Source organism: Streptomyces tuirus, from assembly GCF_014701095.1.
GTDB classification, from domain to species: Bacteria; Actinomycetota; Actinomycetes; order Streptomycetales; family Streptomycetaceae; genus Streptomyces; species Streptomyces tuirus.
The window spans coordinates 3,871,421-3,886,655 of record NZ_AP023439.1; the positions used below are offsets into that span (position 1 = coordinate 3,871,421).

Below are 15,235 nucleotides of genomic sequence, written 5' to 3' on the forward strand. Positions count from 1 at the left end.
CCGGGGCACCTGTCACGCCTGTTCCCGGCCGAGTGGCACCCACCCCGTGTCCCGTGGGCCGAGAACAGGTGAGCCGCACTGGCCTACCGGCAACCCCGGGGGCCGGACCGACGGAGGAGCACACGTGACCGTGGAGAGCACTGCCGCGCGCACACCGCGACGCAGCGCCGGAAGCAAGGCCGGCACCACCGGCACCAAGCGCACCCGCACGACCGCCAAGAAGGACGCCGGCGCCGAGCCCCAGCTCGTGCAGCTGCTGACGCCCGAGGGCAAGCGCGTCAAGAACGCCGAGTACGACAAGTACGTCGCCGGCATCACCCCGGAAGAGCTCCGCGGTCTCTACCGCGACATGGTGCTCACCCGTCGCTTCGACGCCGAGGCCACCTCCCTGCAGCGCCAGGGCGAGCTGGGCCTGTGGGCGTCGCTGCTCGGCCAGGAGGCCGCCCAGATCGGGTCCGGCCGGGCCACCCGGGAGGACGACTACGTCTTCCCGACCTACCGCGAGCACGGCGTGGCCTGGTGCCGCGGCGTCGACCCGGCGAACCTGCTCGGGATGTTCCGCGGGGTGAACAACGGCGGCTGGGACCCCAACAGCAACAACTTCCAGCTGTACACGATCGTCATCGGCTCCCAGACGCTGCACGCCACCGGCTACGCGATGGGCGTCGCCAAGGACGGCGCCGACAGCGCGGTGATCGCGTACTTCGGCGACGGCGCCTCCAGCCAGGGCGACGTGGCCGAGTCCTTCACCTTCTCCGCGGTCTACAACGCCCCGGTCGTGTTCTTCTGCCAGAACAACCAGTGGGCCATCTCCGAGCCGACCGAGAAGCAGTCCCGCGTGCCGATCTACCAGCGCGCCCAGGGCTTCGGCTTCCCGGGCGTCCGGGTGGACGGCAACGACGTGCTCGGCGTCCTCGCGGTCACCCGGTGGGCCCTGGAGCGGGCCCGCGGCGGTGAGGGCCCGACCCTCGTCGAGGCGTTCACCTACCGCATGGGCGCCCACACCACCTCCGACGACCCGACCCGCTACCGGGGCGACGAGGAGCGCCAGGCATGGGAGGCCAAGGACCCGATCCTGCGCCTGCGCCGGTACCTGGAGGCCTCAAACCACGCGGACGAGGGATTCTTCCAGGAACTGGAGGCCGAGTCCGAGGCGTTGGGCAAACGAGTGCGCGAGGCGGTCCGTGCCATGCCGGACCCGGACCGTTTCGCGATCTTCGAGAACGCCTACGCCGACGGGCACGCGCTCGTCGACGAGGAGCGCGCCCAGTTCGCCGCGTACCAGGCGTCGTTCGCCGATGAGGGGGGTAACTGAGATGGCCGAGAAGATGGCACTGGCCAAGGCGATCAACGAGTCGCTGCGCCGCGCCCTGGAGTCCGACCCCAAGGTCCTGATCATGGGCGAGGACGTCGGCAAGCTCGGCGGCGTCTTCCGGGTGACGGACGGCCTGCAGAAGGACTTCGGCGAGAGCCGCGTCATCGACACCCCGCTCGCCGAGTCGGGCATCGTCGGCACGGCGATCGGCCTGGCCCTGCGCGGCTACCGCCCGGTGGTGGAGATCCAGTTCGACGGCTTCGTCTTCCCGGCGTACGACCAGATCGTCACGCAGCTCGCGAAGATGCACGCCCGCTCGCTGGGCAAGGTCAAGCTCCCGGTCGTCGTGCGCATCCCCTACGGCGGCGGCATCGGCGCGGTCGAGCACCACTCGGAGTCCCCCGAGTCGCTCTTCGCGCACGTGGCGGGCCTGAAGGTGGTCAGCCCGTCGAACGCGTCGGACGCGTACTGGATGATGCAGCAGGCCATCCAGAGCGACGACCCGGTGATCTTCTTCGAGCCCAAGCGCCGCTACTGGGACAAGGGCGAGGTCAACGCGGAGGCGATCCCGGGCCCGCTGCACAAGGCCCAGGTGGTCCGCGAGGGCACCGACCTGACCCTGGCCGCCTACGGCCCGATGGTGAAGCTCTGCCGGGAGGTGGCCGACGTGGCCGCCGAGGAGGGCAAGAACCTGGAGGTCCTGGACCTGCGCTCGGTCTCCCCGATCGACTTCGACTCGATCCAGGCCTCGGTGGAGAAGACGCGCCGCCTGGTCGTCGTCCACGAGGCCCCGGTGTTCTTCGGGTCGGGCGCGGAGATCGCCGCGCGGATCACGGAGCGCAGCTTCTACCACCTGGAGGCCCCGGTGCTCCGGGTCGGCGGCTACCACGCGCCGTACCCGCCGGCCCGCCTGGAGGAGGAGTACCTGCCGAACCTGGACCGGGTACTGGACGCCGTCGACCGCTCGCTGGCGTACTGAGGAGAGGGTCGTGACGACGATGACGGAAGCGTCCGTGCGCGAGTTCAAGATGCCCGACGTGGGCGAGGGACTCACCGAGGCCGAGATCCTCAAGTGGTACGTCAAGCCCGGTGACACGGTCACCGACGGCCAGGTGGTCTGCGAGGTCGAGACGGCGAAGGCGGCAGTCGAGCTGCCCATCCCGTACGACGGCGTGGTCCGGGACCTGCACTTCCCCGAGGGCACCACGGTCGACGTGGGCACGGCGATCATCGCGGTGGACGTGGGCGGCGGCAGCGCCGCACCCGCGCCCGCCGCCGAGCAGCCCGCCGCCGCCCAGCCCGCGGCGGCCGCACAGGCCGCACCCGCCGAGGAGCCGAAGGCCGCGGGCTCCGGCCGCCAGCCGGTCCTGGTGGGCTACGGGGTGGCGGCCTCGTCCACCCGCCGCCGCCCCCGCAAGGGCCCGGAGGTCCCGGTCCAGCAGGCCTCGACGGCGATCCAGACCGAGCTGAACGGCCACGCACCGGCGGCCCAGGAGCCGGCCCCCGCCGCGGCTCGGACCGCCCCGGCCGGCCCGGACCGTCCGCTGGCCAAGCCCCCCGTCCGCAAGCTGGCCAAGGACCTGGGCGTCGACCTGACGACGGTCGTCCCGACCGGCCCGGACGGCATCATCACCCGCGAGGACGTGCACGCGGCGGTCGCCGCCGCCGTCCCGGCGGCCCCCGAGCCGTCGGTCGCGTCCGCCCCGGCCCCGGCCGCGGCCCCGGCGTCGTACGACACCGCGCGCGAGACCCGCATCCCGGTCAAGGGTGTCCGCAAGGCGACGGCGGCGGCGATGGTCGGCTCGGCGTTCACCGCGCCGCATGTCACCGAGTTCGTGACGGTCGACGTCACGCGCACGATGAAACTGGTCGAGGAGCTGAAGGCGGACAAGGAGTTCGCGGGCCTGCGGGTGAACCCGCTGCTGCTGATCGCCAAGGCGCTGCTCGTCGCGATCCGCCGCAACCCGGACGTCAACGCGTCCTGGGACGAGGCAGCCCAGGAGATCGTGGTCAAGCACTACGTGAACCTGGGCATCGCGGCCGCGACCCCGCGCGGTCTGATCGTGCCGAACATCAAGGACGCGCACGCCAAGACGCTGCCGCAGCTGGCCGAGTCGCTGGGCGAGCTGGTGTCGACGGCCCGGGACGGCAAGACGTCCCCGGCGGCGATGCAGGGCGGCACGGTGACGATCACCAATGTCGGCGTCTTCGGTGTCGACACGGGCACGCCGATCCTCAACCCCGGCGAGTCCGCGATCCTCGCGGTCGGCGCGATCAAGCCGCAGCCCTGGGTCCACAAGGGCAAGGTGAGGCCCCGTCAGGTCACCACCCTGGCGCTGTCGTTCGACCACCGCCTGGTCGACGGCGAGCTGGGCTCGAAGGTGCTGGCCGACGTGGCGGCGATCCTGGAGCAGCCGAAGCGCCTGATCACCTGGGCGTGAGCGCTGGATGACCGTCGCACGGCCCGCTGTATGACGAAGGGGCTCCACCGCACACCGCGGTGGAGCCCCTTCGTCGTGCCGGTGTCGTCCTACTTGCTGAAGCCGTAGTTGAGCAGCTTCGTGGCGTCCGACTTGCGGGCGTCCAGGCCGGTCGAGGCGAGGACCGTGCCGATGACCGTCTTGCCGCTGCGGGTGGCGGCGAAGACCAGGCAGTACTTGGCCTCCGGGCCGGAGCCGGTCTTCACGCCGATCGCGCCGCTGTAGCTGCCGAGCAGCGGGTTGGTGTTCTGCCACGGTGCCATCGTCCGCGTGCCGCCGGACTTGGTGGTCGTCTTCGCCGTGTACTTCTTCGTCTTGACGACCGTGCGGAACGAGGAGTTCTTCATCGCGGCGCTGGCGAGCTTCGTCAGGTCGCGCGGAGTGGAGTAGTTGGCGCCGTGGCCGATGCCGTCGAACGAGTCGAAGTGGGTGTTCTTCAGACCCAGGCTCTTGGCGGTGGTGTTCATCTTGCCGATGAACGACTTCACGCGCGCCGAACGCGTCGAGCCCGAGCCGAACTTGTCGGCGAGCGCGTACGCGGCGTCGCAGCCGGACGGCAGCATCAGCCCGTACAGCAGCTGGCGGACGGTGACCTTGTCGCCGACGATCAGCTTCGCGTTGGACGCGTAGTTGTTGTCGACGATGTAGTCGCTGTACGCCTTCTGGATCGTGACCTTGCTGTCCATGTTCAGGTTCGACTGCTTCAGCACCACCAGGGCGGTCATGATCTTGGTGGTCGAACCGGTCGAGCGGCGGGTGTCGGCCGCCTTGGTGTAGAGCGACGTGCCGGTCGCGTTGTTCATCACATAGCCGCCCTTGGCGGCGATGGAGGGCGCCGAGGCGGCCTGCGCCGGCGCGACGGTGAGGGCACCGGTCGCGAGCATGGCGCCGGTGGTGACGGCGACGGCCGCGGCTCTGCGGAGACGAGTGCCCTTAATGCCGGTTATCAAGTGAAGTACCCCGATTACGTCGAATGCCCCAACGGTGCGGCCGAGTTGAGGACGAGGGGAAAGGGGCCGCACGTGTCTGACTTGTAACTAGCACACGTGGTTGTGCTGTTGCCGAGCCGGACCCCTGCTTTGCCACAGATGTGTGACATGCAAGTCCGCATACTGGACGTATCTCTCCATGCGTACTTGTTGTATCTATGCTGTCCGCATGACCTTGGCCGTGAAGCAACCGCCCGCCGCCGACCGTGTCTACGCCCATGTCAAACAGGGCGTCCTCGAGCGCCACTACGAGGGCGGGACCCTCCTCACCGAGGGCGAGCTCGCCGAAGCCGTGGGAGTCTCCCGCACACCCGTCCGTGAGGCTCTGCTCCGGCTGGAGGTCGAGGGCCTGATCCGGCTCTACCCGAAGAAGGGCGCCCTCGTCCTGCCCGTCTCCGCGCAGGAGATCGCCGACGTCGTCGAGACCCGGCTGCTCGTCGAGGAGCACGCGGCGCGCAAGGCCGTACCCGCGCCCGCCGGGCTCATCGAGCGCCTGGAGGAGCTGCTGGCCCGGCAGAAGAAGCAGGCCGCCGCCGGGGACCTCGCCGGGGCCGCCGTCACCGACCGCTGCTTCCACGCCGAGATCGTCCGCAGCGGCGGCAACGAGATCCTCTCCCGCCTCTACGACCAGCTGCGCGACCGCCAGTTGCGGATGGGTGTCGCCGTCATGCACTCCCACCCGGACCGCATCGCCAAGACCCTGGCCGAGCACGAGGAGATCCTCGAAGCGCTGCGCTCCGGCGACGCGGAGACGGCCGTCGGTCTCGTCCACCGGCACATCGGCTGGTTCTCGCACCTGGCCCGGGGAGAGGTCCGATGAGCGCCGTCGCGATACCCGGCGACCCGCCCGGCGGCCGCCGCGCCCTGGCCGTCTGGGGCACGGGCGTCTCGGTCTACTTCGTCGCGGTCGTCTTCCGCACGTCCCTGGGCGTGGCCGGCCTCGACGCCGCCGACCGCTTCCATGTGAACGCCTCCGCCCTCTCCACCTTCTCCATCCTCCAGCTGCTGGTCTACGCCGGCATGCAGATCCCCGTCGGCCTGCTGGTCGACCGGCTCGGCACCAAGAAGGTGCTGGCGCTCGGCGCGGTCCTGTTCACGGCCGGGCAGCTGGGCTTCGCCTTCTCCCCCTCCTACGGCATGGCGCTCGCCTCCCGGGCGCTGCTCGGCTGCGGTGACGCGCTGACGTTCATCAGCGTGCTGCGCCTCGGCAGCCGCTGGTTCCCGGCCCGCCGCGGGCCGCTGGTCGCCCAGTTCGCGGGGCTGATCGGCATGGCGGGCAACCTGGTCTCCACGCTCGTCCTGGCCCGGCTGCTGCACGGCATCGGCTGGACGGCGGCGTTCGCCGGCAGCGCGGCGGCCGGTGCCGTGGTGCTCGTCCTGGTGCTGCTGTTCCTCAAGGACCACCCCGAGGGCCACGAGCCCGAGCCCCTCCCGCACCAGGGCGCGGCCTACGTGCGACGGCAGATCGCCGCCTCCTGGCGGGAGCCCGGGACACGGCTCGGACTCTGGGTGCACTTCACCACCCAGTTCCCGGCGATGGTGTTCCTGCTGCTGTGGGGCCTGCCGTTCCTCGTCGAGGCACAGGGGCTGTCCCGGGCGGCGGCCGGTGAACTCCTCACCCTCGTCGTCCTGTCGAACATGGTGGTCGGCCTGGTCTACGGCCAGATCGTGGCCCGGCACCAGGGCGCGCGGCTGCCGCTCGCGCTCGGCACGGTCGGCACGACGGCGGCCCTGTGGGCGGCGACGCTCGCCTGCCCGGGCCCGCACGCCCCGATGTGGCTGCTGGTCGTGCTGTGCACGGTGCTCGGGGCCTGCGGACCCGCGTCGATGATCGGCTTCGACTTCGCCCGCCCGGCCAACCCGCCCGAGCGGCAGGGCACCGCCTCCGGCATCACCAACATGGGCGGCTTCATCGCCTCCATGACCACGCTGTTCGCGATCGGCGTGCTTCTGGACGCCACCGGCGACGACTACTCCCTGGCCTTCTCGGTGGTGTTCGTCCTCCAGGCGGTCGGCGTCTCCCAGATCCTGCGGCTGCGCAGGCAGGCGGCACGGCGGGAACGGGAACGGCTGGTGGCCAGCCGGGTGGAGACGGTGCACGTGCCCGCGTGACGTCCGTCAGGCGGCCGGTACGAGGGTGAGGTACGCGAGGCCGAGGACGCCGCGGTAGGCGAGCCACCGGGCGCGGTGCCGGTCGACGCGCTGCCGTGTCTCCTCGGCCCGGGGGTGACGGGGGTTCTCGGCGAGCCACACCTCGGTGTCCGCGAGGTACCCCGACTCGAACGCCTCCCACTCGTCGAGGCTCGCGGTCTCCGTCCACTCCGGCCGGAACCCTGCCTCGATCGCCAGGTCGATGAGCGTCGCGAGGTCGGGGTGGTCGGTGACGGACGCGTCCGGCCACATGCGGGACAGTTCGCCGGGGGTCGGGGTGCGCTGCCAGAAGCCCTCGCCCAGCAGGACGCGGCCGTGATCGGTGACCAGGCGGCGGAGTTCCGCGAGCGCCTCGGGGAGCCGGTCGCCGAGGGCCTGGCTCGACCCCACGCACAGCACGAGGTCGGCGGGGCCGCGGGTGGTTGCGGTGGCGGACTCCTCCAGGAAGCGGGCCCGGGAGGCAAGTCCGCGGTCGGCGGCGGCCTTGCGTCCCCGGGCCAGGTCGTCGGTGTCCAGGTCGATGCCTGTGCCGGTCGCCTCCGGCGCGGTGGCCAGGACACGGAGCATCAGTTCGCCCGAGCCGCAGCCGATGTCCAGGACGGTGGTGGGGTGGTGGCGGATGAGGCGTTGGACCAGGGCGTCCGCGCGGGTCTCGGAGAGCGGGCCGTGGAAGGTGAGGCGGGTGCGGTGGGGTGGGGTGGTCATGCCAGGACGGTATGGGTCGGGGCGGAGCGGCGGCATGGGGTTTTCAAGCCCTGGGGGTTGGTGCTGGGGGGCGGGTGGGTCCGTGACCCGGCCGTCCAGGGGTGCCGCTGCGTCGGTGCTGGGGCCGGGTGGGTCCGCAGCCCGGCGTAGCGGGGTGCCGCTCTCCTTGGGACGGGCGCCGCCCTTAGCGGCACGCATGCCCGCAGCGGGGGCGGTCGGCTCTACTGCGTCACTCTGAAGTGGTTCAGGATCGCCGCCGTCAGTTCCGGGTCGCCCTCCGTCTTCAGTCGGTCGGACACCGACTCCGGGGTCACGCGGCCGCAGGCCAGGCGGACGTATGTCTCCCAGTCGAGCGTGAGGGTCGCGGCGGGACCGAGGGCCGGAGCCGTCTCCAGCGTGCCGCGGCCCTGGATGTCGACGCGGATCGTGCGCAGAAACTCCACGGGCCCGTGCACGTCGATGACGATCGCAGAGCTGCGCGGCGCCTGCGCGTCCTCGGCGATCACGCGGGGAAGTTCGCCGAGCAGCACGTCACGGGCGATCAGCGCGCCGGGGGAGTCGAGGTTGCCGGGCCGGCCGAGGGCCGTGCGCAGGTCCTGTTCGTGCACCCACACGTCGAACGCGTGCCGCCGCATCGCCTCTTCCAGGGTGAGCTCGCTGCCGAGCGGCCCGCGCACCTTGGTGCCCGGGTCGCGCGACTCGTTGCGCAGCTGCCGGTTGCGGCGGATGATCACGTACTCGAGCTCGGAGGTCATCTCCGGCGCCGTGTGGTGGCGGCGGACGTCGACCTGCATCTCCATGTAGCGCTGGTGCTCGTTGGTGACGTGGAACAGGTCGCGCGGGAGGCTGTGGATGGGCCGCGGGTCGCCGAGCATCTCGCAGTCCAGGCCGATGACATGGGAGACCACGTCCCGCACCGACCACCCCGGGCACGGCGTCCGCCGGTTCCACTCGGCCTCCGGGAGCGGCTGGAGCAGCTCGGATATCGCTTCGATGGAGTGGGTCCAGGCGTCGGCGTAGGGCTGGAGGGTGGAATGCAGACTCACGGAACGGGACCCCTCGGCGGTTCGTTGCACGGGCAGGTGGTGGCGGCGTTGCCAGTGGGAGGTGGCGGCTGTCGGCGGGCGTCTTGCGAGCTAAGTTACGCTGCTGTGAGGCACCCCGGCAGTGCTTTCGTGTGACGATCGTAGGCCCGAGTGGACGGCTCGAATGCCAGGACGGTGGTAGTGTGCGCGCCTCTGTGATCCAGATCGCCGTAAACGAGGACGAATCGGTCGAAGCGCGCCGCCGACGCGTATCGGCGCTGGTCCGGGAGCAGGCCGGGGCCGACCTGGTCGTCCTGCCGGAGCTGTGGACCACGGGTGCCTTCGCCTACGAGGAGTTCGGGCGCGAGGCCGAGCCGCTCGAAGGACCGACGTTCGAGGCGATGGCGAAGGCCGCGAGCGACGCGGGCGTGTGGCTGCACGCCGGTTCCATCCCGGAACGGGACCCCGACGGACCGCTCTACAACACCTCCCTCGTGTTCTCCCCCTCCGGCGATCTCGCCGCCCCTTACCGCAAGATCCACCGCTTCGGCTTCGACAAGGGCGAGGCCGTGCTGATGGGCGCGGGCGCGGAGCTGGTGACGGTGCGTCTGCCCGAGACGACCCTGGGCCTGTCCACCTGCTACGACCTCCGCTTCCCCGAGCTCTACCGCGGCCTGGTCGACGCCGGTGCCCAGACGCTCGTGGTGTCGGCGGGCTGGCCGGAGCGCCGCCGGTCCCACTGGACGCTGCTGGCCCAGGCACGGGCGGTCGAGAACCAGTCGTTCCTCCTCGCCTGCGCAACGGCCGGGACGCACGCCGGAGTTCCCCAGGCCGGTCACTCGATCGTGGTCGACCCGTGGGGCGAGGTGCTGGCGCAGGCCGGTGCCGGCGAGGAGGTCCTCACCGTGGAGTTCGACCCCGGGAAGGTCGCGGCGACGCGGGAGCAGTTCCCGGCGCTGAAGGACCGGATGCTCGGCCTCGAGCCGCCGCGCAGGCCCTGACCGGCGCTCTCAGTCCTCCCGTTCCTTCTCCGCCAGGTGGATCACACACACGGCCACGGCGATCAGCAGCGCCGGATCCGCGTCCTCGCGGACGACGTCCACACCGTAGGTGTCCCGTACGGTCAGCCACCGTCGGGAGATCACCGCCAGCAGCTCCCCGTCGTACTCGACGGCGAACTCCCGGTCGAGGATCTTGCCGCTGACGTCCAGCTCGTTGCCGTCGGCCAGGGACACCCGGTAGTGGTTGCGCAGCAGGGACAGCCGCTTGCGGCGGATCGTCGCCAGCGGTTCCCCGCTCCGCTGGAGCACCATGGTGTCGCGCAGGGCGAGCATCTTCTGGTGGATGTCGACGAGGACGCGCCCCTGGGTGTCCTTCAGCTCCCAGGTGTCCCGCAGCCGCAGGGCCTTGCCGTCGACGAGGAACACCTTGCTGCCGCGGTCGTCCTCGATCCAGTAGTCGTCACCGAAGCCGAGGAGCCGGTCGTACACGAGGAATCTCATGAGACCAGGGCTTCCCCACGACCGCCCCCGAAACGCCGCCGATAGGCCGACGGGCTGAGCCCCGTCGCCCGCTGCAGGCGCGCGCGCAGATTGGCGGCCGTCCCGAGCCCGCTCCGGGCCGCCACCACGTCCAGTCGCTCCTCGCCCCGCTCGATCAGCCGGCAGGCCAGCGCCACGCGCTCCCCGGTGAGCCACGCGAGCGGGGTCGTCCCGAGCTGGGCGCGGAAGCGGCGGTGCAGCGTGGCGGGGCTGACACGCGCGCGTGCGGCCAGCTCCGCCACCGTCAGCGGCTCGCCCAGCCGCTCCTGCGCCCACGCCAGCAGCGGAGCCAGCGACTCGTCCCGGACCTCCGGCACCGGCCGCTCCACGAACTGCCGCTGCCCGCCGTCCCGGTGCGCGGCGAACACCAGCCGACGTGAGACGTGATTGGCGATCTCCGCGCCGTGATCCCGTCGTACGACGTGCAGCCCCAGGTCCAGCGCGGAGGCGCTGCCGGACGCGGTCAGGATGTCGCCGTCGTCCACGAACAGCACGTCCGGCTCCAGCAGGACCTCCGGGAACCGCGCCCGGAAGGACTCCGCCCACATCCAGTGGCAGGCCGCCCGGCGTCCCTTCAGCAGCCCGGCCTCCGCGATCGTGAACGCGCCCGAGCAGAAGCCGACGAGCCGCGCACCACGCGCGTGTGCCCGGCGCACGAGGTCCAGGACGTGCGGCGCCCGGGGGGTGCCGGTGTCAGGCCGGTTCGGCACGATCAGGGTGTCCGCCTCCTCGGCGGCCTCAGGTCCGGCCACCCCGGTCAGGGTGAAGAAGCCGTCCCGCATCCGGGTGTGCGGTGCGACGGCGCACAGCCGGAAGTCGTACAGCTCCCGCCCCAGCTCGGGCCTGCGCAGCCCGAAGATCTCGATGGCGCAACTCATCTCGAAGGGGTTCGAGTTCTCGTCCACCAGCAGGACGACCCGGTGAGGACGGTGCGAGGATCCTTGCGGCATGTGCGATTCCTAGCACTCGCGGAGGATGTACGGTACCCCGCAAGATCCCCTCATGACCCAGGAACCCGTCTCCCTCGCCCACGCCCTGTCCTCCTTCTCCGAGCAGTGGAGCCCCCGAATCGTCACCGCCGTCAACGACTACGACGTCCGGGTGGCCAAGGCCGAGGGCGAACACGTCTGGCACGTCCACGACCACACCGACGAGTTCTTCCTCGTCCTCGACGGCGAACTGCACATCGCCCTGCGCGAACAGGCCGGCGAACGCACGGTCGTGCTGCCGAGGGGCAGCGTCTTCACGGTCTCCCGCGGCACCGAGCACAAGCCGTACGCGCCCGTCCCGACGTCAATCCTGCTCTTCGAACCCATCGGCACCCTCACGGTCGGCGACCGCCACGACGACATCCCGGCTCATGTGGACGCCACGACGGGACATGCGCTCACCTAGCGGTTATGCAAGTCCCTTACCTTCGGAGACTCTGGGTCACCAGAGCAGCCTGGAGGGGACTGCGGTTCGATCCGGCGACGCGACTTCGGATCATGGGGCAGCGGTGTGATTGGCTGGGGTCATGGCGAAACGCGCACGAGTCCGCGCCCCCGAGCTGACCGGCAAGGGCGGCTGGCTGAACACGGGCGGGCAGCCCTACACCCTCGCCGACCTGCGGGGACGCATCGTCGTCCTGGATTTCTGGACGTTCTGCTGTATCAACTGCCTGCACGTCCTGGACGAGTTGCGTGAGCTGGAGGAGAAGCACCGGGACACGGTCGTCGTCATCGGGGTGCACTCGCCGAAGTTCGTGCACGAGGCGGAGCATCAGGCCGTCGTCGACGCCGTGGAGCGGTACGGGGTGGAGCACCCGGTGCTGGACGACCCGGAGCTCGCGACGTGGAAGCAGTACGCCGTGCGGGCCTGGCCGACACTGGTCGTGATCGACCCCGAGGGGTACGTCGTCGCGCAGCACGCCGGTGAGGGGCATGTGCACGCCATCGAGCGGCTGGTCGGAGAGCTGGAGGCCGAGCACACGGCGAAGGGCACGCTGCGGCGGGGCGACGGGCCGTACGTGGCGCCCGAGCCGGAGCCCACGGTGCTGCGGTTCCCGGGCAAGGCCCTGTCGCTGCCGTCCGGGACCTTCCTGGTGAGCGACACCACGCGGCATCAGCTGGTCGAACTCGCCGAGGACGGCGAGAGCGTGGTGCGCCGGGTCGGGTCGGGGGAGCGCGGCTTCACGGACGGGACCGGTGATACCGCCGCCTTCAGCGAACCGCAGGGACTCGCCCTGCTGGACGACGGCTCCGTCGTCGTCGCCGACACCGTCAATCACGCCCTGCGGCGGCTGGACCTCGCCACCGGTGAGGTCACCACCCTCGCCGGCACGGGCCGGCAGTGGTGGCAGGGCTCGCCCACCTCGGGGCCGGCCCGCGAGGTCGACCTGTCCTCCCCCTGGGACGTCGCCTGGTGGCAGGGCAAGGTCTGGATCGCCATGGCCGGTGTCCACCAGCTGTGGGCGTACGACCCGCGGGACGGGACGGTCGCGGTCACGGCCGGGACGACCAACGAAGGGCTCGTCGACGGGCCGGCCGGCGAGGCCTGGTTCGCGCAGCCGTCCGGGCTGGCCGCCACGCCCGAGCGGCTCTGGCTCGCCGACTCGGAGACGTCCGCGCTCCGCTGGGTCGAGCCGGACGGTTCCGTGCACACCGCCGTCGGCACCGGCCTGTTCGACTTCGGTCACCGCGACGGGGCCGCCGGACAGGCCCTGCTCCAGCATCCGCTGGGCGTCACGGCCCTGCCGGACGGTTCGGTCGCGGTCAGCGACACCTACAACCACGCCCTGCGGCGCTACGACCCGGCGACCGGAGAGGTGACGACCCTCGCCACGGACCTGCGCGAGCCCAGCGACGCGGTGCTCGCCGGCGACGACATCGTGGTCGTCGAGTCGGCCCGCCACCGTCTGACGCGGCTGCGGCTGCCGGACGAGGCGGTGAAGGTCACCGAGGTCGCCCACCGCACCCGGCGGGAAGCGACCGAAGTCGCGCCCGGACGGCTCGAGTTGGACGTCATCTTCCAGGCCCCGGCAGGTCAGAAGCTGGACGCCCGGTACGGCCCCTCCACCCGTCTGCTCGTCTCCTCCACCCCGCCGGAGCTGCTGCGCGGGGGCGAGGGCGCGGGGACGGACCTGTCCCGCGCCCTCGAACTCGACCCTGCCGTACCGGAGGGTGTGCTGCATGTGTCCGCGATGGCCGCCTCCTGCGACGACGACCCGGACAACGCGTACCCGGCCTGCCATGTCCATCAGCAGGACTGGGGTGTGCCCGTCCGTCTCACCGATGCGGGGACGGACCGGCTTTCGCTGGTGCTGGCCGGGATGGACGCCTGAGAGCTCCGGACGTCACACCCCGTATCCGTCGCTGTAGCCGTCACGGCGGGGGTGGACCGCCGGGTCCTCGACGACACCGGGCGTCGTCGGGGGCACCACCACGCGCCGGCGCCTGGCGATGCTGCTGAACGTGGTGACGCCGATCAGTCCGACGATCATCAGGATGATGCCGACGAGGTCGAGATTGACCCCCTGCATGTCCCAGTCGGTCGCGAACGTGAGGATGGCTCCCACGGCGATGAGGATGATGCATCCGCCGAGGCCCATGTGTGTCGCCTCCCTGTACGGTCCGGTCGTTCCGGTCCCGGAACACCGGGTACCCCCGAGGCGAACACCCATGCGGTGACGGCTCGTTCTACCTCTCCAGGAACGCGGTCAGGGCGCCCGCGAGGAGGAACGGGTCGTCGGCGCCGCACAGTTCGCGCACGCTGTGCATCGACAGGATGGCCACGCCGATGTCGACGGTCTTGATGCCGTGCCGCGCGGCGGTGATCGGGCCGATCGTGGTGCCGCAGGGCATGGAGTTGTTGGAGACGAACGACTGGAAGGGCACGCCGGCCGCCTCGCAGGCCGCCGTGAACTCCGCCCGGCCCGAACCGTCCGTGGCGTAGCGGTTGTTGACGTTGACCTTGAGGATCGGGCCGCCGTTGACGCGCGGGTGGTGCGTCGGGTCGTGCCGCTCCGCGTAGTTGGGGTGGACCGCGTGGCCCGTGTCGGAGGACAGACAGACCGTGCCGGCGAAGGCGCGGGCGCGATCCTCGTAGGAGCCGCCGCGGGCGTAGACCGAGCGTTCCAGCACGGTGCCGAGGAGCGGCCCGTCCGCGCCGGTGTCCGACTGGGAGCCGTTCTCCTCGTGGTCGAAGGCGGCCAGGACCGGGATGGAGGCCGGCTGTGACGAGGAGGAGGCGACGGCCACGAGGGCGGCGGTGCCGGCGTGCACCGACAGCAGGTTGTCCATGCGCGGCCCGGCCAGCAGCTCGTGGTCGCGGCCCAGGTAGGCGGGCGGTTCCACGGAGTGCGTCATCAGGTCCCAGCCGGTGACCTCGCCCGCGGGGATGCCGGTCGTCTCCTCCAGGAAGGCGATCAGGTCGCCGTCGCGGACGTCGCGGCCGAGGCCCCAGACCGGCTGCATGTGCCGCTGCTTGTCGAGCTTGAGGCCGTCGGCCGTCACCGAGCGGTCCAGGTGGATGGCGAGCTGCGGGACGCGCAGCAGCGGCCGGTCCACGTTGACCAGGCGCGTCGAGCCGTCGCGCAGCGTCAGCCGGCCCGCGAGGCCGAGATCGCGGTCCAGCCAGGAGTTGAGCAGTGGTCCGCCGTAGATTTCCACGGCCACCTGGCGCCAGCCGTGCGCCCCGGTGTCGGGGAGCGGCTTGACGCGCAGGTTGGGGGAGTCGGTGTGGGCGCCGACGATCCGGAACGGAGTGTGGGGCGCGGCGCCCTCCGGCACGTACCAGGCGACGATCGCGCCGCCGCGCAGCACGTACTTGCCGCCGCTCGTCCCGTCCCACGCGTCCGTCTCGGCGACCTGCCTGAAGCCGGCCTTCTCCAGTCGCTCGGCGGCTGTGGCCACGGCGTGGTACGGCGTGGGGCTCGCCGCCAGGAAGGTCATGAGGTCGTCGGTGTGGCCGCGGTCGAACGTAAGGGGTGCGCGCGAAGCGCCCGCTGCAGGGGCGGCGGTGGGAGACGGGCGGGCTGGTTGGGTCATGG

The 15,235-nt window shown here is 71.4% G+C and carries 15 protein-coding genes; 8 read left to right on the plus strand and 7 right to left on the minus strand.

Annotation, left to right across the window (positions count from 1 at the left end):
- Positions 1-124 precede the first annotated feature (124 nt).
- Genes pdhA through IGS69_RS17805 form a run of 3 tightly spaced genes read left to right on the plus strand, consistent with a single transcriptional unit; the run spans position 125 to position 3,756 of the window.
- Positions 125-1,315 carry a pyruvate dehydrogenase (acetyl-transferring) E1 component subunit alpha gene (gene pdhA / locus IGS69_RS17795; RefSeq protein WP_190900941.1) on the plus strand — a complete coding sequence of 397 codons (1,191 nt, stop codon included), beginning with the start codon at positions 125-127 and terminating at the stop codon, positions 1,313-1,315.
- A 1-nt stretch (position 1,316) separates the two neighbouring features.
- Entirely contained in the window at positions 1,317-2,294 is a 978-nt protein-coding gene (locus IGS69_RS17800; protein WP_190900943.1) for an alpha-ketoacid dehydrogenase subunit beta, read from the plus strand.
- 10 nt (positions 2,295-2,304) lie between these two features.
- Positions 2,305-3,756, plus strand: a complete 1,452-nt coding sequence (locus IGS69_RS17805) for a dihydrolipoamide acetyltransferase family protein (protein WP_190900945.1) — start codon at positions 2,305-2,307, stop codon at positions 3,754-3,756.
- Positions 3,757-3,845: 89 nt separating this feature from the next.
- Here the strand turns inward: IGS69_RS17805 and IGS69_RS17810 are convergent, their stop codons facing one another.
- Positions 3,846-4,745, minus strand: a complete 900-nt coding sequence (locus IGS69_RS17810; RefSeq protein WP_190900947.1) for a D-alanyl-D-alanine carboxypeptidase family protein — start codon at positions 4,743-4,745, stop codon at positions 3,846-3,848.
- Positions 4,746-4,953: 208 nt separating this feature from the next.
- Here IGS69_RS17810 and IGS69_RS17815 point away from each other — a divergent pair, with 208 nt between their 5' ends.
- A complete protein-coding gene (locus IGS69_RS17815) occupies positions 4,954-5,604 on the plus strand; it encodes a GntR family transcriptional regulator (RefSeq protein ID WP_190900949.1) in 651 nt (216 codons plus the stop codon).
- Positions 5,601-6,896, plus strand: coding sequence for an MFS transporter (locus IGS69_RS17820; RefSeq protein ID WP_190900951.1), 1,296 nt, complete (start codon positions 5,601-5,603; stop codon positions 6,894-6,896). Before IGS69_RS17815 ends, IGS69_RS17820 begins: the two co-directional genes overlap by 4 nt.
- A 6-nt stretch (positions 6,897-6,902) precedes the next feature.
- Here the strand turns inward: IGS69_RS17820 and IGS69_RS17825 are convergent, their stop codons facing one another.
- Both IGS69_RS17825 and IGS69_RS17830 read right to left on the minus strand, forming a co-directional pair.
- A complete protein-coding gene (locus tag IGS69_RS17825; RefSeq protein ID WP_232543555.1) occupies positions 6,903-7,640 on the minus strand; it encodes an SAM-dependent methyltransferase in 738 nt (245 codons plus the stop codon).
- Positions 7,641-7,861: 221 nt separating this feature from the next.
- Positions 7,862-8,686, minus strand: coding sequence for a maleylpyruvate isomerase family mycothiol-dependent enzyme (locus IGS69_RS17830; protein ID WP_190900955.1), 825 nt, complete (start codon positions 8,684-8,686; stop codon positions 7,862-7,864).
- A 182-nt stretch (positions 8,687-8,868) separates the two neighbouring features.
- On the opposite strand from IGS69_RS17830, the gene IGS69_RS17835 reads away from it, so the two are divergent.
- A complete protein-coding gene (locus IGS69_RS17835) occupies positions 8,869-9,666 on the plus strand; it encodes a carbon-nitrogen family hydrolase (RefSeq protein WP_190900957.1) in 798 nt (265 codons plus the stop codon).
- Positions 9,667-9,675: 9 nt separating this feature from the next.
- On the opposite strand, the gene IGS69_RS17840 is transcribed toward IGS69_RS17835, so the two are convergent.
- Both IGS69_RS17840 and IGS69_RS17845 read right to left on the minus strand, forming a co-directional pair.
- The gene (locus tag IGS69_RS17840) at positions 9,676-10,167 is read right to left on the minus strand and encodes an LURP-one-related/scramblase family protein (protein WP_031104342.1); all 492 of its coding nucleotides are present in this window, start codon (positions 10,165-10,167) and stop codon (positions 9,676-9,678) included.
- Positions 10,164-11,156, minus strand: a complete 993-nt coding sequence (locus tag IGS69_RS17845; RefSeq protein ID WP_190900959.1) for a GlxA family transcriptional regulator — start codon at positions 11,154-11,156, stop codon at positions 10,164-10,166. Before IGS69_RS17845 ends, IGS69_RS17840 begins: the two co-directional genes overlap by 4 nt.
- A gap of 52 nt (positions 11,157-11,208) precedes the next feature.
- On the opposite strand from IGS69_RS17845, the gene IGS69_RS17850 reads away from it, so the two are divergent.
- Together IGS69_RS17850 and IGS69_RS17855 are read left to right on the plus strand one after the other, a co-directional pair.
- Positions 11,209-11,601 (plus strand): cupin domain-containing protein, encoded by a 393-nt coding sequence (locus IGS69_RS17850; RefSeq protein WP_190900961.1) that lies wholly within the window; start codon positions 11,209-11,211, stop codon positions 11,599-11,601.
- A gap of 121 nt (positions 11,602-11,722) precedes the next feature.
- Complete coding sequence (locus IGS69_RS17855; RefSeq protein WP_190900963.1) at positions 11,723-13,528, plus strand: thioredoxin-like domain-containing protein; 1,806 nt, start codon at positions 11,723-11,725, stop codon at positions 13,526-13,528.
- Between the two features lie 12 nt (positions 13,529-13,540).
- Here the strand turns inward: IGS69_RS17855 and IGS69_RS17860 are convergent, their stop codons facing one another.
- Complete coding sequence (locus tag IGS69_RS17860; protein WP_190900965.1) at positions 13,541-13,795, minus strand: DUF6458 family protein; 255 nt, start codon at positions 13,793-13,795, stop codon at positions 13,541-13,543.
- An 88-nt stretch (positions 13,796-13,883) separates the two neighbouring features.
- Positions 13,884-15,233: a M18 family aminopeptidase gene (locus IGS69_RS17865; protein ID WP_269783176.1), complete on the minus strand. Its 1,350-nt coding sequence runs from the start codon at positions 15,231-15,233 to the stop codon at positions 13,884-13,886.
- Between the last annotated feature and the right edge of the window lie 2 nt (positions 15,234-15,235).